This is a genomic window from Clostridium pascui (genome assembly GCF_016908015.1).
Taxonomy (GTDB): Bacteria; Bacillota; Clostridia; order Clostridiales; family Clostridiaceae; genus Clostridium_AK; species Clostridium_AK pascui.
Window position 1 is genome coordinate 71,712 of sequence record NZ_JAFBDB010000006.1, and the last position, 18,408, is coordinate 90,119.

Genomic DNA, 18,408 nt, shown 5'->3' on the forward strand with positions numbered 1-18,408 from the left:
GATGTTAAAAATTAAATCAACAAAAAAGTTAATTTCTATTATTTCTATGTTAATGTTATGTACTATGTTATTTACAGGTTGCGGTGGTAAAAAAACTGCAAATGAAGATTTGGGTATTGCTCTAATAACTTCAGCAGCTGGTCCTAATGACAATGGATATAATGCATCAGCAATTAAAGGTCTAGAAAAAGTTAAAAAGGAACTTGGAGTAAATTACAAAGTAGTTGAATCAAAAGATATCCCTGGAAGCCTATCAGAGCTTGCTAAATCAGGGTACAAGCTTATATTTACATTAGAATATAATTTCGATGCTCTAATAAATGGAGTAGGAGGAGGAAAATCAATAGCCGAACAATATCCTGATACAACATTTGTTATTTTTAATGATAATCCAAATGTAAATAAAGATGGTAGTGTAAAACATAAAAATGTAATTTCGGTACTTTTTGATGTACATGAAGCTGCATTCTTAGCAGGGGCTCTAAGTGTTTTAGTTAATGAAAATAATGCTCAATTATTTGATAAAGCACAATATAACTTTATAGAAGGCGATGCAGGTAGAAAATTGGGATTCTTTGGTGGAACAAAATCAAATGGAATTACAGTGTTTAGTTATGGTTTTGCCGAAGGAGCAAATTATATAGCTAAAAAATTAAATGTAAATTATAAATGTCTTAGTGATTACAATGTTGGATTTAGTGATTCAGCCGCAGGTGCAACAAAAGCAAATACTTATTATTCAGAAGGTACAAATATAATAATGTCTGTTGCTGGTGCAGTAGGTGATGGTGTAACATCCAAAGCTAAAGAAGTAAAGAAATTAGCTATAGAAGTTGATGCTGACAAAGATAACAATCAACCTGGATACATTCTTACAAGTGTATTAAAAAATACAGAAGTTCCAGTGTACAGCATAGCACAGCACTATAAAAATAAAACTATGGCAGAAGTTAATGGTAAAGTAATAAACTATAATTTAGCTTCAAAGGCAACAGGTATTACAGATTTATCAGTTATAGAATCAAAGGTAAAAGAATCAGGAAAAGATAAGTGGAAAGAAATCAAAAGTCAAATAGAGGAAATTACTAAAAAAATTGATTCACGTGAAATTAAAGTAACTAATGCCCAAGCAGGGGAAAAGCTTAATAAGTCTAGCTTAACTAATTTATCAATGCCAAATGATTAGCATCTAAAGAGAAAGGAGCTATCATGTACAAAATACAAACTTTTAATTTAACAAAAAAATTTGATAACTTTGTTGCAAATGATAATATAAGTATTTCTATTAAGCAAGGAGAAATTACTGCAATTATTGGAGAAAACGGAGCAGGAAAAACAACCTTGATGAATATGTTATATGGATTATTACAGCCTACAAGTGGAAAAATTGAAATAAACGGTAAAGAAGTACATTTGAAGTCTCCTATAGATGCAATAGAAAATGGTATAGGCATGGTGCACCAACATTTTAAGTTGGTGCCAAGTCTTACTGTTTTTGAAAACATCATGTTAGGAACAGAAGTAAAAAAGGGCATAAGAATTGGTAAGAAACTTAAATTTAATAGTTTTATTATAGATAATAAAAAAGAAAAAGAAGAAGTTCAAAAGATAATTGACTTATATAAATTTGATTTAAATCCTAATGACATTGTGGATAATATCTCCATCGGGTCTAAGCAGAGAATTGAAATTTTAAAAATGTTATATAGAAATGTTGATATTTTGATATTTGATGAACCAACAGCAGTTCTTACGCCACAAGAAGTAGATGAACTATTAGAAAGTTTTAGAGAACTTAAAAGTCAAGGGAAAACAATAATATTAATAACGCATAAGCTTAGAGAAATTATGGAAGTAAGTGATAATGTCGTTGTTATAAAGCGCGGTAAAGTTATAGGTGAAAAAAAGACTTCAGAAACCACCGTTGAAGAAATTGCTAATATGATGGTTGGAAGAGATGTTGTAGTAAATGTAAATAAGGATAGGAATACAGGAAAACAAGGCGAAGTAGTATATGAACTTCGAAATATATCTACCGAATCACAACCAGGCAAAAAGTGTTTGAAAAATATAAACCTTCAAATTCATGAAGGAGAAATAGTTGGAATTGCAGGGGTAGAAGGTAACGGTCAAAGTGAGCTTGTAAAAGTTATTACTGGTCTCATGGAGTCTACAGAAGGTGAAATATTAATTAATGGTCAAGATATTACAAATAAATGGCCAAAGGAAATAAGAAAATCTGGTATAGGTATCATTCCTGAAGACAGATATGCACAGGGTTTATGTATAGATATGAAAATATGTGATAACTTTATAGCTGGTTATCATGATAAAGAAGAATTTTCAAGCAAAGGATTTTTAAAATTTGATGAAATAGAGGAAAATTCAAACAAGCTAATAGATAAATATGATATAAGAGTAGCTGATAGAAAAGGGAATGTATCACAATTATCAGGTGGAAATGCTCAAAAGATAATAATTGCAAGAGAAGTTGAATCTAATCCAAGTTTATTAATTGCATCTCAGCCTACTAGAGGTGTAGATATAGGATCCATAGAATTTATTCATAACAAGATATTAGAATTGAGAAAATCAAATAAAGGCATATTATTAATTTCAAGTGAGCTATCGGAAATCATGAATTTAAGCGATAGGATTGCTGTAATGTATAAAGGGGAAATTATTGACATTGTAAATGCTGATGAAACTACCTCATCTGAACTAGGATTACTTATGGCGGGAATAAATAAAATTTAGAAAGAAATGAGCAGGGGGGCTAATAATGAAGGCATTTGAAAATAAATTCAGATCATTACTTGGACTAGTAATCCCTATACTTGCAGCATTTATTATTGGTGCAATTTTAATAATATTTATTGGAGAAAATCCATTTTTAACATATAAAATAATGATTGAAAAATCATTATTTAGTGCATCAGGAATAACAAAAACACTACACTTTGCATCCCCTTTGATTTTAACTGGATTGGCAATAGCAATTACCTTTAAAGCAAATATTTTTAATATGGGAGTTGAAGGAGCAGCAGTTTTAGGCGGATTCTTTGCGTGTGTTACAGGATTCTCCTTAAAGGGATTACCACCAATGATTCATATCAGTTTATGTTTATTAACTGGTATGATTACAGGAATGATATTTTGCTTAATACCAGCACTTTTAAAAGCTTACTTTAAAGTAGATGAAATGGTTGTAACACTAATGCTTAACTATGTAGTAGTAGAACTTGTTAAATACTTAGCTCAAGGGATATATAGAGATCCATCATCAGGTTATGTAGCAACCTATTCAATTTCAGAAAATGCTATGTTTAGTAAATTATTTGGAACAGATATTACAATGTTTTTCTTAATAACATTAATTATATTTGCAATAATTTATGTAGTATTTAACAAGACCAAATTTGGTTATGAAATAACAGTTATAGGAAAGAACCCAGAATTTGCTGAAGCTATGGGGATGAAAGTAAGTAAAAATATTATCAGGATGATGCTTATAAGTGGTGCATTAAGTGGACTAGCTGGAGCTGGTTACTTAATGAGCGAAAAATATAGATTTACATTGGATTTTTCAGGAAACCCCGGATTAGGATGGGATGGCATGCTCATAGCTTTGCTAGGTAATCATAATCCTGTAGGTGTATTAGTATCATCCATATTTTATGCAGCACTAAAGACTGGAAGTGAATACATAGGTATATATACTAATGTTCCAAAAGATATAGTGTCAATAATTCAAGGTATTTTAATTTTGTTCTTATCAGTAAAGTTTATTAATGAGAGAATAAATTTTAGTGGGAAGATAAGAAGTAAAATGGCAAAGGTAGAATTAAAGCAGTTAGGGGGAAATAGTAATGAATCTATTAAATAATATATTATATGATATGGTTTATCACAGTACTCCATTGATCCTAGCTGTATTAGGTGGCTTATTTGCTTATAAAGCAAACGTACTAAATATTGGACTTGAAGGTATGATACTGATGGGAGCATTTTCAAGTTCCTTTTTTATCTTAATATTCAAAAGTTACTATTTAGGAATAGTGCTAGCAATATTATGTACATTATTAGTTGGATTGATATTTTCAGTATTTGCTATCACTTTAAAAAGTAATTTTATTATCACTGGATTTGGATTAAATATACTTGTATCAAGTATGTGTACATTTATACTAAAGTATAAGATGCTGGTAAATATAAATATAGGATATTTAGTTAATGTTAATAATATGAAAATCAAAATTCCATTCATTGGTGACATTCCTGTTATATCTAAAATTCTAAGTGGACATACCCCTATTACCTATATAAGTTTTATACTAATTATCATTGCATATATTGTTCTTTATAAAACAAGATTTGGAATACATCTAAGGGTTGTAGGAGAGAGTGAAGGAGCAGCAAAGTCAGTTGGTATAAAGAGCGATAGGCTAAAATACATAGGAATCTTAATTGGTGCAGTTTTATGTGCTTTAGCTGGAATAAATTTATCAGCTGAAAGAATGGGCCTATTTACTGATAATATGATTGCAGGAAGAGGATTTATAGCTATAGCCGCAATTTATTGTGGAAAGGGAGAACCTTTAAAGTGTTCAGTTTATGCAGTTATATTTGGACTGGCAAAATCTTTGGCAATAAATTTAGGATTATATGCCGGCCCAATATCAGGATTGTTTGAAATTATTCCTTATTTAATGATTGTATTAGTTCTATTTGCTGTATCCAGTTCAGAATGTAGGAAAACAAAAATAAGGGGGATTAAAAATGCGTAACACAGCATTATTTATTATTGATATGGTAAAGGATTTTACAGATCCTGATGGATTAGTTTTTTATCCTCAAAATAAAGAAGTATTGCCAAGAATTAAAAATGTATTAGACGAGTGTAGAAAAAGTGACGTTTTAACCATTTTCTTTAGACATAGTTACAGAAAAAATAAATTTGACAAAAATCTAGTTAACATGAGACCTAACTGTATTGAAGGCACTGGTGGAGATGAAATTGATTCAATGCTTGAAGTAAATGAAGATAAGGACTATGTAATTAAGAAAAGAAGATATAGTGGATTCTTTGGAACTGATTTGGATTTAATATTAAGAGAAAATAAAATAGAGAATGTAATAATAACAGGTACTAAAACTAACTGCTGCATTAGAGCAACAGTTACAGATGCTTATTATCTTGATTATAACGTATATGTTGTATCAGATTGTGTGGCAACTAATGATGAGTTAGTAAATGAAGTTCATTTAACAGATATTAAAAAGTATTTTGGTAAAGTAGTATCATCTGAGGAGCTTTTTGAACTTCTTGAAAAAGGAGAAATATAGATGAAATATGATATTGTAACTAGTGGTTATATTAGCATGGATAGGATAATAAAAGTTGAAAACTCTATAAAGGTTGGTTATACATCTATTATTTCAAATTCTGATAATACAAAGGTGTATTATGGCGGCTGCCCTATAAATATTTCTTATTTGGCAGCTAAAATGGAACTAACGGCTTTACCAATAATGAGGGTTGGAGAAGATAAAGATACAACTGGATTTATTAACTACCTAAAAGCAGCTAATGTAAATATGGATGCGGTAGAAGTAATCGAAAATGAATCATCTTCCAATTGTTATATAATATCAGACAAAGAAAATAAGCATATAACAATATTTTATCCAGGAGCAATGGATTCCAAGTACAGTAAAGATATGAATGATGAATTCTTTAAAAGTTCTAAATTAGCTGTTCTTACAGTGGGATCCTATAAGGATAACTTAGAGTTTTATAATAAATGTAAAAAACATAACCTTCCAATTGTATTTGGAACAAAATTAGATTTTGATGCATTTCCTAAAAGTTTTTTACATGAAATTTTAATTAATAGCAAAATAATTTTTTCAAATGAAGCTGAAAGCGAAGATATTAAATCAATACTTAATATTAATGAAATTTCAGATTTGTTTAAATTAGGGCAAGCAGAAATGATAATAACTACTTTAGGTGAAAAAGGCAGTATGTATTATAGAAAGACTGAAGATGGTTTTGAATCAGGGGAAATTAAACCATGTAAACCCAAAAGTGTAGTAGATGCTACAGGAGCTGGAGATGCTTATATAGCTGGATTTTTGTATGGATATCTTAATAATAAAAGCATTAGGGAATCCTGCCTGATGGGAAGCGTAATGTCCTCCTTTGTTTTAGAAAGTGTTGGATGTACAACTAATGCACCAAGTAAAGAAGAATTTTTTGAAAGATTTAATCAGTATATAGAAACTATTTAGTAAAAACAGATTGAAATATCTAGGAGGTATATATGTCAACTTTATATTTAAAGGCTAGTGAAGAAAAGATATCAAAATATGTAATATTTTCAGGGGATCCTTGGAGAGTAGAAATGCTTCAAAAATTATTAGATGATCCGAATCATGTAGCTTTCAATAGAGAATTTAATACTTATACGGGTACATATAAAGGTATTCCAATAACCATATCATCAACAGGTATAGGAGCACCATCAGCTGCAATTGCAATGGAAGAGTTATATGATTGCGGCATGGAAGTAGCAGTTAGAATGGGAACAATTATGGGATTAAAAGACGGAATGATTGGCAAACTTTTAATACCAAATGGATCTATGAGAATGGAATCCACTAGTGATACTTATGTACCTAAGTCATTTCCTGCTGTAGCAAATCTCGAATTAGTAAACTGCATGAATAAAAGTGTTGTTCAAAACAATAGGGAATATATTAACGGAATTACATGTACTATGGATGGATTCTATAGTCAAATGAGAGAATCAAGATTATCTAAGAAAATGAAAACTAATATTTTAAATACATTTGATGAAATTGAGAAATATAATATTTCTGGAGTTGATATGGAAACAAGCTGTATGCTTGTGCTTGGAAATCTTATGAACATAAAAGTTTGTAGTGTTACCATGACTACTGTACTAAAAAACTTAAAAGAAGTGCTAGAAGGTGAAGATAGACTTAAAGCAGAACAAGATTTATGCAAGATTGTGTTAGACGGAATAAAAATTTATCACGAGGGAGGATATAAGTATGAGTAAATTAAATTTTGATAAAAAATTAGTTATAGGAATGGTACATTGTCTTCCGCTCCCTGGAACTTTAAAATTTAAAGACAATATGCATGAAATAATTGCACAAGCAATCGAAGATGCAATAACGCTAGAAAAGGCAGGAGTAGATGCCATAATAGTTGAAAATATGGGAGATGATCCATTCAATGTAACTTTAGATAACATACAGGTTGCAGCATTATCAGTAGTAAGTGCATTAGTGAAGCAAAGTGTAAATATTCCAGTAGGAATTGATGCTGCTATGAATGATTACAAAACAGCACTATCTATAGCTAAAGTTATTGATGCTGATTTTGTAAGAATACCAGTTTTTGTGGATACAGTTGAATTTTATGGTGGAGTTATTGTTCCTTGTGCAAGAGAAGCATTACTTTATAGAAAAAATATCGGAGCAGAAAATGTAAAGATATTTGCTGATATACAAGTTAAACATACACATATGGTACTTCCTACAGTTTCAATTGAAGATTCAGCAAATGCTGCTATAAGCTGTGGTGCCGATGCTATCATTGTAACAGGAACTCATATAGGTAAAGAAACACCTATTGAGATTATAAAAAGGGTAAAGAATATATCATCAATACCAGTAATAATTGGAAGCGGAGTTAACAAAAACAATATAAAAGAGCAATTAAATATTGCAGATGGAGCAATTATTGGTTCTAGCTTAAAAGTAGGAGGGAAAATTGAAAATCCTATTTCCTATGATTTAACCAAGGCAGTTTTAGATAATATAAAATAAATAGGAGTGATGACATGATGATGAGACCTATGAAATTGGCAGGATCCCAGTTAATGTTTGGCGAAGGATGTTTAGAACATTTAAAGACTCTTAAGGGCAGTAAGGCAATGATTGTTACTGGAGGATCCAGCATGAGAAAAAGTGGGATTCTACAAAAGGTTATAGATTATTTAAAAGAAGCAAATATTGAAAGTGATGTGTTTTCTGGAGTTGAACCAGATCCTCTATTTAGTACTGTTATCAATGGTGCAAATAAAATGAAAGAATATGGACCAGACATTATTATAGGACTTGGCGGCGGATCTGCAATGGATGCTGCTAAAGCAATGTGGATATATTATGAAAATGAGGAGTTTAAAACATTACAGGATATATTACCTCCAAATGAGTTTCCTAAACTTAGGGAAAAGGCTTACTTAGTATGCATACCTTCGACAAGTGGATCAGCAAGCGAAGTAAGTAGATCTATAGTAATTACAGAAGATGCAACGCATACTAAGTTTGGAGTAGGTAACATGGAAATGATGCCTGATATAGCAATATGTGATCCATTAGTTACTGCTACAATGCCTGGTAAAATTACTGCAGAAACTGGAATGGATGCATTAACTCATGCATTAGAAGCCTTAGTATCAAAAAGAGCTAATTATCTTAGTGACATTTTTTCACAGGCTGCAATTAAAGATATAGTACAGTATTTGCCTAAAGCATTTGAAGATGGTGAAAATCTTGAATATAGAGAAAAAATGCTAAATGCTTCATTTACAGCTGGATTAGCATTTACTAACGTATCCTTAGGAATAGTGCATTCTATGGCTCATACATTAGGAAGTCTATTTGGACTAGCACATGGACTTTTAGATGCTGTATTGCTTCCATATGTTATGGAGTTCAACAGTAAAGATGGAAATGCAAGGGAAAAATATAATAAAATTGCAACTGAAATTAAAGGTGGAAGTGATTTAGTAAGTATTGTTAAGGAATTAAATAATGAAGTTAACATTCCTGCTTGCCTAAGTGAATTAATACCAGATGACAAGAGCTTTAATGAGAAAATGGAACTCATGATTGATATGGCTTTAGCTGATGGATGTACAAAAACTAATCCAATTATTCCAACTAGAGATGAGTTAAGAGACTTGTACTTATATGCTTACAATGGAAGAAGGTAGGTTAAATAATATGAAATTAATTTGTTATTTATCAAATGGATATCCTACTATAGAAAGTAGTATAGAAATGGCAAAGATTTATACTGAAGCTGGATGTGATGTTATTGAAGTAGATTTTCCTTCACATGATCCATATTTAGAAGGAGATTTTATAGCTGGTAGAATGAGACAAGCCCTTAAGAATTGCAATGATTATGATAAGTATATGGATGGAATTCTAGAAATTAAAAAGAATAATCCTGATACACATTTATTACTTTTAGCATATGGTAACACAGTATCAGAAATAGGCGATGATAAATTTATAAAGTTTTGCTTAGATAATGATATTAAAGACTTAATATTTGTGGGAGAAGATATCGAACTTTTAAATAAACTTATGGAGCATGGATTGAAGATTTCCTGTTATGTTCAGTTCCATATGCCTGAAGCAGAATTAAAAGCTGCAAAGGAATCAAATGGTTTTGTGTATATGCAAGCAAAGCCAATGACTAACAATATAAACGAAAAATATCCAACTTTAAAAGATTGTATAGCTCATTTAAAGGAAATAGGAATAGATAGAGAAATATACTGCGGTGTTGGAATAAGAGATGCAAATGACATTAATATGGCTAAATTGTCCAATGCAGATGGTGTATTTGTTGGAAGTACAATTTTAAAATTACATGATGATATTCCGAGATTAAAAGAGGGCATAAAAGAACTTAAGAGTGCAACATAAATAATTAACGTGTATTGAACTCATATAAAGCACCATAATCATAGTATGTATAAAATAGTTATTATTAAAGAGCATCTAAAATGAAAAATTTAAGATGCTCTTTTTATATGCAAAAATAAATAACATAACTTGATACATTACTTTAAATTAAGTAAACTAATATAGCAGTTTATTGCAATATAAAATAGGAGTAAAATAAAATATGAGATTAGATAAATTTTTAGCACAATCATCCGTTGGCAGAAGGATAGAAGTTAGAAATTATGTTAAAGAAGGTATGGTTAAGGTGAATGGAGAAGTGATAACAGAGCCTGCTATGGAGATTAACGAAAGTTTTGATGTTATTGAGTATCTTGATAAGGTGGTACATTATACTGGAAAAGTATATTATATGTTTAATAAACCTGCTGGCTGCATTACTGCAAGAAAAGATGCAGTTAATAAAACAGTATTTGATTATCTTGATGATGCTCACATGAATGGAGTATTTCATGTTGGAAGACTAGATAAGGATACAGAAGGATTATTGCTATTTACCAATGATGGTGAATTTGAACATAAATTAATGCATCCACAAAAGCATGTTGAAAAAACTTATTTCTTTTGGGCTCTTGGTACTTTAGAAGAGGAAGATATAAAGGCATTAAAGCAGGGAGTTTATATTGGAAAAGGTGAAATATTAACAAAGCCTGCAAAAATAGAAGTAGATAAACATGGAGTGTATGAGCAATTCAAAAATGAAATATCTATTAATAATTTAGAGAGTATTGATTCAACACATTATAATCAGCCCATGGTATTAGGATATCTTACTATTTCAGAGGGACGTAAGCATCAAGTGAAGCGCATGTTAAAAGCAGTAGGATGTTATGTGGTGTATTTAAAAAGAATTTCCATTGGAGGATTAACTTTAGATGAATCGCTAAAAAAAGGTCAGTATAGATCCTTGACAGAACAGGAAGTTAAAAAACTAGTTGAATAATTACAGTTTTTTAACAAAAAAATATGGTTGAATTACTTTTTATTTCTAACTAATTTAGTATAATATTAAATAGAAATTCAAATATTATAGGAGCTTAAATATGGATAATAAAAATATAAAAATTGTAGTATCAGGCGATATATGTGTAAATCAGTTACAGTGGCTCACATATCCCAGCATAAATGTAGGATTAAACTGGCAAACGCACTTAAACATGCACAGTATTTTTAGTTCGGGAGAAGCTTTGCTTTTATCAAAGCTTACAGCTTTATCAACTAAGGCGCCTGTGATGTCACCTGATACAGAAAATATGGAGTTAACTTTATCAGGAGAAATTCTTCGATCAACTGCAGAATTAGGCCTTTTTCCAGTATATGGGGATAAAACCAATGATAAAAAGGTTTATAGGATAAGTCGTTTCATGGGATTTACAGGACCCAAGGATGCTAAAGCTAAACTGCTTCCTATTGTAAATGATGATCCTAATGCAGATATAGTGATAATAGATGACGAAAATAATGGTTTTAACTCCAATGAAGAATTTTGGCCATTGGCTTTAAAATCATCTGAATCATCACCAATAATTTTATACAAGATGAGCAACGTTATTGATTCTAGTAAGCTTTGGAAACATATCCAGGGACTTAACAATGAAAATGTTATAGTAATTGTAAATGCTGATGATTTGCGTTCTAAAGGAGTTAATATAAGCAAAGGCTTGTCATGGGAAAAAACAGCTCAGGATTTTGTATGGCAAATTAACAATAATCCTAGCCTTGCATTTTTGGCAACCTGCCGTCATATTATAGTTCCTTTTGGACTTGAAGGGGCTATTTATTACAAAAATGAAGATGTACGTGAAGTTAGATTATATTTCCTCCCATATGAATTTGAAGGCGGCTTTGTTAAGGATTCACAAGGTAAGATGTACGGACTTACTTCTTGTTTTGTTGCAGGGCTTGCAAGTACTATTGTTTCAGGAAATCAAGAAAATGAAGAAATATCAGAATCAATAAATATGGGAATTCGTAAAGGAATTGTTTCTGCTCATAAATATTTCCTTGAAGGATTTGGAGAAAATGTGGAGGAATGTGTATTTCCTAATCCAGAAATATTTACTGAAAAAGAAGAAGATTTTATACATAGGGATCATGTGCAGGATGCAGTAGTACCTGTTTCTTCTAACTCTAGCTGGTATATTTTAAAGGATAAGAGCTCTACAAGCTTAGCGGAAATAGCTTATGATATTGTTAAGAATGGGGTTAAAAATGCACTTAAGTTTATACCAATAGCTAAGTTTGGAAATTTAACAACCGTAGATAAAACAGAAATTGAGAGTTATAAGAGCATAGAAAATCTTATGCTTGAGTATATTTCAAATAAAAATACCGTACGTCCTCTGTCAATTGCTGTATTTGGTACCCCTGGGTCTGGTAAGTCCTTTGGTATAGTTGAGGTGGCTAATAGTATTGCGCCAAATATAATTAAAAAGATAGATTTTAATTTATCCCAATTTAGATCCACAATGGATTTAGTCAATGCCTTTCACAAAGTAAGAGATATCGTACTGGAAGGTAAAATTCCACTAGTAATTTTTGATGAATTTGATTCTGCTTTTGAGGTAAACCTTGGATGGCTTAAATATTTCCTAGCCCCTATGCAGGATGGTGTATTTAGGGAAGGGGATTCTATTCATCCTATTGGAAAGGCTATCTTTGCATTTGCAGGCGGAACAAGCAGCACTTTCAGCGAATTTTTCGGAGAAGATATAGAAGATGAAGAGGAGCAAAGACAGTTTTTATTAAAGTTTAGAAGTGCAAAGGGACCTGATTTTGTAAGCCGTTTAAGAGGATATGTAAATATTATGGGTCCAAATCAAACAAATAAGAAATTGGATCAATTGTTTATAATTAGAAGGGCAATATTACTTCGTTCATTATTAGAACGTAAAGTTCCCCACCTTATAAATGATAATGGAGAGGCTCAAATTGATAATGGAGTGCTAAGAGCAATGCTTAAAATTCCAAGATATAAACATGAATCAAGATCAATGGAAGCCATATTGGATATGAGTATGCTTACAAACTCTACAAAATGGGAGCAATCCTATTTGCCTTCCAGAGAGCAGCTAAAGCTTCATGTGGATGAAGAACAGTTTTTACGTCATTTAATGCATGATGCCTTTTATGGTGAAAAAATTGAAAGTATTGCAATGGCAATTCATGAAAAGTATAGAATCATTAATGAAAAATGCGAAAACATGGATGAAAATTGTATAAAGCCTTGGCAGGAGCTCAGTGAGGAACTTAAAAACTCTAGTCGTGAACAGGCCAGAAACATCCCAAGTAATTTAATTAAAATTAACTATGACATTGTTTCAATTAAGGATAAGCCTAAATTTAAACAATTTACACCTAGGGAATTAGAGATTTTAGCTAAAAATGAGCACATGAGATGGTATAGATATAGAAAAGAGTCTGGCTGGAAGTATGGCAAAGTTAAGGACAGCATTAAAAAGACTGACTCTGACCTTGTTTCATGGAATAGTTTGACTGAGGATAAGAAAGATAAACTATATAAAATGGTTGAAAGCTGGCCGGAAATATTGGCTAAATCAAATTTCAAGATAGAGCCAGTAAGAGTTTCCTAATAATGGAATGGTGCCACCCACATGACAAGTGGCAAGTTTGAAACAAAATATATTTAAAGATAGGGCTATCGCATTAAAAAATTAAACCTCAATATACTGTTTTAGAATTCAAAAAATCTAATACAATATAGTGAGGTTTTTATTCTTTGTGTCACAGCCTCATTTTTTATGAGATATAAAACCTACAGCTCGTCAGCAGAGGTAAATAAAATATTAACAATTTTCCTAATTTTTGATATAATAATCCTTATTTATACTAGAGAGTAAAGGAGGTATTAAATTTGAAAAAATCTCCTGGTATTATGGGTGTATTAAGTTTAATAATCATTTCTTTTATTATTGGGGAAGTTATAAAAATTACAATAACGAAGAAAGATGTAAATATGGCTGCTATACCAGCAGTAAGCTATAGCTTGATAAAGCCTATTGAGCCTAGATTTCAATTGCCTGATATTAAGGATAATAGGCCATCGCTTTTAATGGAAAAAGAACGTTTGGCAAAGGGTGGCGTAATAGGTACATCTGGAAGAGGAGTAGTTGCACTAAGATTTGATGATTATCAAAATGTATTTAGGGAAAAAATATATCCATTGCTAGTGGCTCGGGGCCTTCCATGCAGCATGGTCTTGATATCAAGATTTGATACTGCACAAAGCTGGGGTATAGGAACAACTTGGGATGACATTAGAGAGTGGAATAGAAACGGCGTTGAAATATGGAGTCATGGAACAGACCATAAGGATTATAGTAAAAGTGGATATTCAGGACTTTACAGTCAAATAGTTACTTCAAAAAAAGAGATAGAAATGCAGGGTATAAAAGTTGTAGGGTGGGCACTCCCTGGTGTTAAACCTAGTACAAGGAATTTGCCTTACAATGGATTGACCAAGCCCAGTCATTATAACAGTACTACTGGAAGATTACTGATGAATACATATGCTTTAACAGAAGCTTATATATATAATCCTCGGAGAGTTTTACCAGCGAGCATTTATCATGGATTAGGTCATGTAACTGCCTCTGATGGTAGAGAAACAGTTTCATCTTTAATGGAAGAAATAAATATAGCCATTAAATATAAATCAGGCATTGAGATAATGTGTCATGCGGGTAATTTGGGCAAGCCTGGGAATTTAACTTTTAAAGAGTTTGAAAATATATTAAATTATATAAAAATACAGTGGGATAAGGGCTTAATAGAGGTGTTAACTCCTTCTGGAATTTACTTTTCAGACCCTAATAGCAGCATCAGACTTAAATTAAATGCTGATGACAGCTTTGAAGGTTTAACAACAGCTAATTCAGGAGCATGGAAGGGAACAAGAAATTGGACCGGCAAGACTATTGAAACAAGTAAAGGAAGGACGGGAAAAAACTTTCTACGCATAGGCAGAAGTATTACCCATTCAGCAGTAACTCAAAAAATTGTAAACTTAGATAAATTAGGAGTTTCAGGAGAGCAATTTGTATTTGAAGGATGGTTCAGGTCCTATGGCAGTAAAGATGCAGCTGGTATGGTACAAATAAATGATTATGATAGTCCTAGTAAGTTGAAAATAATAAAAAAATCAGTAAGTAAGGGCAAAGAATGGACAAGACTAAGATTTGTATTTTGTATTCCTCCTGGCACAAAAAACATTGCAGTATCTCTTTATGGGGATCTAGAATTTGGTACTGATTGGGATGACATAAGTATAAAGAAGATATAGTGCCACCCACGTGACAAGTGGCAAGTTGAGTATAAGACATTGGTTTCAATAAAAAATAAATCAATAGATCATTCTTAAAGATGCACATAAGTGATTTTTATAAATAACTTGCTTTATATAATAAACTGTGTTATTGTTAACTGTAACTTAAATTAATAGTAAATAATGTATTATCATATATTTCAATTAGTACTAGATAAATATAGTATGTTGATATCGAAATTTTGTTAGTTAATTATTACAACTAGTTTAAGAATAATAAAATTTCGGAGGTACACATTATATGAATGGTACAGTTAAATGGTTTAACGCAGAAAAAGGATTTGGATTTATTACAGGAGAAGACGGAACAGATGCTTTCGCACACTTTTCTCAAATAAATTCAGAAGGCTATAAATCACTTGAAGAAGGTCAAAAGGTTTCCTATGACGTAGTTAAAGGCGCTAAAGGACCTCAAGCAGAAAATATTACTGTTATTTAATTAATAGATATTTTACCCCTTAAATAGTTTTCTATTTAAGGGGTTTTTAGTTTTTTGTTAACCTTAATACAATAGAAAAATTAGATAAAAATAAGTGAGCAATAGTTTAAATCTATTGCTTTTTATTTTATGTAACTTTAAGCATAATAAGCAAAAAATGAGCATATGTTTAAAATGTAAAATAAAAAAGAAATCTTACAAAAGATAATGAATACGTTTTTTATATAAAGTGTAAAAAATCGCAATAAATCAAATATGTTACAAAAGAAAAATAATGAGCAGGTGGCATGATGAGAAAGGATGATTAATTTATGAGCGAAAAAAGAATGCTTGTTAAGATAGCTCATTATTATTATGAGTTAGGGATGACTCAAGAAGATATAGGACAAAGGCTTTCAATGTCAAGACAAAAGGTCAATAGAATGATAAAAAGTCTTATAGAAAAAGAGATAGTATCAATAAAGATAAATGGATATGATGAGACTTATGTTGGTCTTGAGGACACTTTAGAAAAGGAGTTTTCCCTTAAAGAAGTTATAGTAACTTCAGTAGATGACGAGGATGTTTTAATAGATAAATTATCAGATGCAGCAGCTTTATATCTTGAAAGAACCATAGAAAATAATGAAACAATAGGAGTCTCCTGGGGAACTACACTTTCAAGTACTGCTGCCAAGTTAAAAAGTTTAAGAAAAAAGAACATATCTGTTGTTCAAATAGTAGGTGGGGAGAATCTGCAAGATCCATCTTTAAAGGCAGATGAAATTACAAGGGTGATTGCAAATAAACTTAATGGTACCCCATATCTTATGTATGCTCCTGCTATAGTTAAAGATGAAAGATTAAAAACAGCTATGATGAATGAGCAAAGTATAAAGAACATATTTAATCTTATAAAAAACTGTACTACGGCAGTAGTGGGAATAGGAAATTTAACTGAAGACTCTACTATATGTAAGCAAAGCTATTTAACAAAGGAAAATTTGGAAAAGTTAAAGGAGAAAAAATGTGTTGGGGATATATGCCTGCAGGCTTATAAAATTAATGGTGAAGTAATAGAAGATAATATAAGCAAAAGAGTTATAGGTATAGGAGCAGATGATTTGAAAAATATTCCTAGGGTAATAGGTATAGCTGGAGGAAAAGAAAAGACAAAAGCTATACTTGGAGCTTTAAGAGCAGGATTTATAGATGTGCTGGTAACCGATAATATAACTGCTGAAAGTATATTAAAAATTAAAAATGAACAGCAATAAATTTGGGGGGATTGTAGGTGTGTGACAATTATCTTTTAGGGATTGATGCAGGCACTTCGAAAATAAAAGCAGTTATATTTAACTTCAAAGGGGAAGAAATTTTTGTAGAGGAAAAAAGCAATTCCATTATTACAAAACATAGAACTTGGACAGAACAAAACATGGACTTATTATGGCAAGATCTTTGCTTTATAATAAAGAAGCTTTTAAATAAAAACAGAATTAATCCTAAAAGCATTTTGGCAGTAGGAATAACTGCACAGGGTGAAGGATGCTGGCTTATTGACAAAGAAGGAAATCCTGTGCGGGATGCAATATTATGGTCTGATGGAAGAGCTAGAAGCATTGTTGAAGATATAAAAAAAGACGAAGAGATGACACTTAAGATAAAAAAGATAACGGGATCTTATCCTTTTCCAGGAGCTACATCAATTATATTAAAGTGGCTGGCTATAAATGAAAAGGAAACTTTAGACAAGGCCTATGGATGCATGTTTTGTAAGGATTGGTTAAGATACAAACTGACAGGAGACATGTGTCTTGAAACCACAGATGCTTCAACATCATTATTAGATTTACAAACAGGAGAGATATCAGAAGATTTATTAAGACTGCTAGGTATTCACGACTATAGATTTCTTTTCAATCCCCTTTCTAATTGCTGCAAGCTTATAGGAAGAGTTACAAAGGAAGCTTCAGTTTTAACAGGGCTTGCAGAAGGAACTCCAGTATCAGCAGGTCTTATGGACATTGTAGCAGCGGCAACTGGTATGGCAGCGGTAGAAGAAGGAGACAGCTGCACTATTTTAGGCACAACTTGCTGCAATAGTGTGGTAAGAAAAAATCGTGAGTGCAGTACAGAAAACACTTCGGGATTTGAATGTCATGCTGTGGAAAACCTTTATTTAAATGTAATAGCTTCCATGGCTGGGACACCTAATTTAGAATGGGCAATAAATACATTTTTTCAAAGGGAAAGAGAAGAAGCTGAGAGTGAAGGAAAAGATGTATATAATATTTTAGAGGACTTAGTAAAAGACATAAAGGCAGGTTCAGGAGGAATAATTTATCATCCATATATAAGTACTGGAGGAGAAAGAGCTCCATTTTTCAATCCAAACGCAAGAGCGCAATTCTTTGGCATTTCATCTAATGCAACTAAATACCATATTTTAAAAGCGGTGTATGAGGGAGTAGCCTTATCCATCAAAGATTGTCTTCAAGATGTTCAAAGTAAAGGAAAGATATATCTAGGAGGAGGAGGGGGAAAAAGTTATTACTGGGCACAGATAATAGCAGATTGTACAGGTAAGGAAGTAGTAATACAAGAAGGAAAGGAATATGCAGCAAAAGGAGCAGCGTTATGTGCTGGTGTTGCAGTAGGAGTTTATAAAAATATAAGGGAAGGGGCTTTAAAAACTCTCCGTATAAAAAGAACTTTTATGCCAGATGAAAAAAATAAAGTTACATATGACAAGGTTTATAAACTATACAAGGGATTAAGGGAAGCGGAGTCATATTACTGGAACTTAAGAAGTGAAATTTTTCATGGGAATTAAAGTTTTATGGAG

The 18,408-nt window shown here is 31.6% G+C and carries 16 protein-coding genes; all 16 read left to right on the forward strand.

What is annotated here, in order from left to right:
- The first annotated feature begins 1 nt into the window (after window position 1).
- Entirely contained in the window at window positions 2-1,186 is a 1,185-nt protein-coding gene (locus JOC70_RS14600; protein ID WP_204599632.1) for a BMP family lipoprotein, read from the forward strand.
- 23 nt (window positions 1,187-1,209) lie between these two features.
- Window positions 1,210-2,757 (forward strand): ABC transporter ATP-binding protein, encoded by a 1,548-nt coding sequence (locus JOC70_RS14605; protein WP_207755322.1) that lies wholly within the window; start codon window positions 1,210-1,212, stop codon window positions 2,755-2,757.
- 25 nt (window positions 2,758-2,782) lie between these two features.
- Window positions 2,783-3,886, forward strand: coding sequence for an ABC transporter permease (locus tag JOC70_RS14610; protein ID WP_204599633.1), 1,104 nt, complete (start codon window positions 2,783-2,785; stop codon window positions 3,884-3,886).
- The gene (locus JOC70_RS14615; protein WP_204599634.1) at window positions 3,870-4,787 is read left to right on the forward strand and encodes an ABC transporter permease; all 918 of its coding nucleotides are present in this window, start codon (window positions 3,870-3,872) and stop codon (window positions 4,785-4,787) included. The genes JOC70_RS14610 and JOC70_RS14615 overlap by 17 nt, the downstream gene beginning before the upstream one ends.
- Window positions 4,780-5,346 (forward strand): cysteine hydrolase family protein, encoded by a 567-nt coding sequence (locus tag JOC70_RS14620; RefSeq protein ID WP_204599635.1) that lies wholly within the window; start codon window positions 4,780-4,782, stop codon window positions 5,344-5,346. The genes JOC70_RS14615 and JOC70_RS14620 overlap by 8 nt, the downstream gene beginning before the upstream one ends.
- The gene (locus JOC70_RS14625) at window positions 5,347-6,294 is read left to right on the forward strand and encodes a carbohydrate kinase family protein (RefSeq protein WP_204599636.1); all 948 of its coding nucleotides are present in this window, start codon (window positions 5,347-5,349) and stop codon (window positions 6,292-6,294) included.
- Between the two features lie 32 nt (window positions 6,295-6,326).
- Window positions 6,327-7,088, forward strand: coding sequence for a nucleoside phosphorylase (locus JOC70_RS14630; protein WP_204599637.1), 762 nt, complete (start codon window positions 6,327-6,329; stop codon window positions 7,086-7,088).
- The gene (locus JOC70_RS14635; protein WP_204599638.1) at window positions 7,081-7,863 is read left to right on the forward strand and encodes a BtpA/SgcQ family protein; all 783 of its coding nucleotides are present in this window, start codon (window positions 7,081-7,083) and stop codon (window positions 7,861-7,863) included. Before JOC70_RS14630 ends, JOC70_RS14635 begins: the two co-directional genes overlap by 8 nt.
- Before the next feature lie 17 nt (window positions 7,864-7,880).
- Complete coding sequence (locus tag JOC70_RS14640; protein WP_204599785.1) at window positions 7,881-9,035, forward strand: iron-containing alcohol dehydrogenase; 1,155 nt, start codon at window positions 7,881-7,883, stop codon at window positions 9,033-9,035.
- A gap of 10 nt (window positions 9,036-9,045) precedes the next feature.
- Window positions 9,046-9,759, forward strand: a complete 714-nt coding sequence (locus JOC70_RS14645; RefSeq protein WP_204599639.1) for a tryptophan synthase subunit alpha — start codon at window positions 9,046-9,048, stop codon at window positions 9,757-9,759.
- 202 nt (window positions 9,760-9,961) lie between these two features.
- Window positions 9,962-10,741: a pseudouridine synthase gene (locus JOC70_RS14650; protein WP_204599640.1), complete on the forward strand. Its 780-nt coding sequence runs from the start codon at window positions 9,962-9,964 to the stop codon at window positions 10,739-10,741.
- Between the two features lie 100 nt (window positions 10,742-10,841).
- Window positions 10,842-13,391, forward strand: coding sequence for a RyR domain-containing protein (locus JOC70_RS14655; RefSeq protein WP_204599641.1), 2,550 nt, complete (start codon window positions 10,842-10,844; stop codon window positions 13,389-13,391).
- Window positions 13,392-13,672: 281 nt separating this feature from the next.
- Entirely contained in the window at window positions 13,673-15,100 is a 1,428-nt protein-coding gene (locus JOC70_RS14660; protein WP_204599642.1) for a polysaccharide deacetylase family protein, read from the forward strand.
- Window positions 15,101-15,383: 283 nt separating this feature from the next.
- Window positions 15,384-15,581 carry a cold-shock protein gene (locus JOC70_RS14665; protein WP_204599643.1) on the forward strand — a complete coding sequence of 66 codons (198 nt, stop codon included), beginning with the start codon at window positions 15,384-15,386 and terminating at the stop codon, window positions 15,579-15,581.
- Between the two features lie 311 nt (window positions 15,582-15,892).
- Window positions 15,893-16,837: a sugar-binding transcriptional regulator gene (locus tag JOC70_RS14670; RefSeq protein ID WP_204599644.1), complete on the forward strand. Its 945-nt coding sequence runs from the start codon at window positions 15,893-15,895 to the stop codon at window positions 16,835-16,837.
- A gap of 17 nt (window positions 16,838-16,854) precedes the next feature.
- Entirely contained in the window at window positions 16,855-18,396 is a 1,542-nt protein-coding gene (locus JOC70_RS19550) for an FGGY family carbohydrate kinase (RefSeq protein WP_204599645.1), read from the forward strand.
- Window positions 18,397-18,408 lie beyond the last annotated feature (12 nt).

What these genes read in the sequence shown, in the direction of transcription:
- JOC70_RS14600 (WP_204599632.1), top strand. Translation starts at nt 2, where the DNA reads ATGTTAAAAATTAAATCAACAAAAAAGTTAATTTCTATTATTTCTATG.
- JOC70_RS14605 (WP_207755322.1), top strand. Translation starts at nt 1,210, where the DNA reads ATGTACAAAATACAAACTTTTAATTTAACAAAAAAATTTGATAACTTT.
- JOC70_RS14610 (WP_204599633.1), top strand. Translation starts at nt 2,783, where the DNA reads ATGAAGGCATTTGAAAATAAATTCAGATCATTACTTGGACTAGTAATC.
- JOC70_RS14615 (WP_204599634.1), top strand. Translation starts at nt 3,870, where the DNA reads ATGAATCTATTAAATAATATATTATATGATATGGTTTATCACAGTACT.
- JOC70_RS14620 (WP_204599635.1), top strand. Translation starts at nt 4,780, where the DNA reads ATGCGTAACACAGCATTATTTATTATTGATATGGTAAAGGATTTTACA.
- JOC70_RS14625 (WP_204599636.1), top strand. Translation starts at nt 5,347, where the DNA reads ATGAAATATGATATTGTAACTAGTGGTTATATTAGCATGGATAGGATA.
- JOC70_RS14630 (WP_204599637.1), top strand. Translation starts at nt 6,327, where the DNA reads ATGTCAACTTTATATTTAAAGGCTAGTGAAGAAAAGATATCAAAATAT.
- JOC70_RS14635 (WP_204599638.1), top strand. Translation starts at nt 7,081, where the DNA reads ATGAGTAAATTAAATTTTGATAAAAAATTAGTTATAGGAATGGTACAT.
- JOC70_RS14640 (WP_204599785.1), top strand. Translation starts at nt 7,881, where the DNA reads ATGATGAGACCTATGAAATTGGCAGGATCCCAGTTAATGTTTGGCGAA.
- JOC70_RS14645 (WP_204599639.1), top strand. Translation starts at nt 9,046, where the DNA reads ATGAAATTAATTTGTTATTTATCAAATGGATATCCTACTATAGAAAGT.
- JOC70_RS14650 (WP_204599640.1), top strand. Translation starts at nt 9,962, where the DNA reads ATGAGATTAGATAAATTTTTAGCACAATCATCCGTTGGCAGAAGGATA.
- JOC70_RS14655 (WP_204599641.1), top strand. Translation starts at nt 10,842, where the DNA reads ATGGATAATAAAAATATAAAAATTGTAGTATCAGGCGATATATGTGTA.
- JOC70_RS14665 (WP_204599643.1), top strand. Translation starts at nt 15,384, where the DNA reads ATGAATGGTACAGTTAAATGGTTTAACGCAGAAAAAGGATTTGGATTT.
- JOC70_RS14670 (WP_204599644.1), top strand. Translation starts at nt 15,893, where the DNA reads ATGAGCGAAAAAAGAATGCTTGTTAAGATAGCTCATTATTATTATGAG.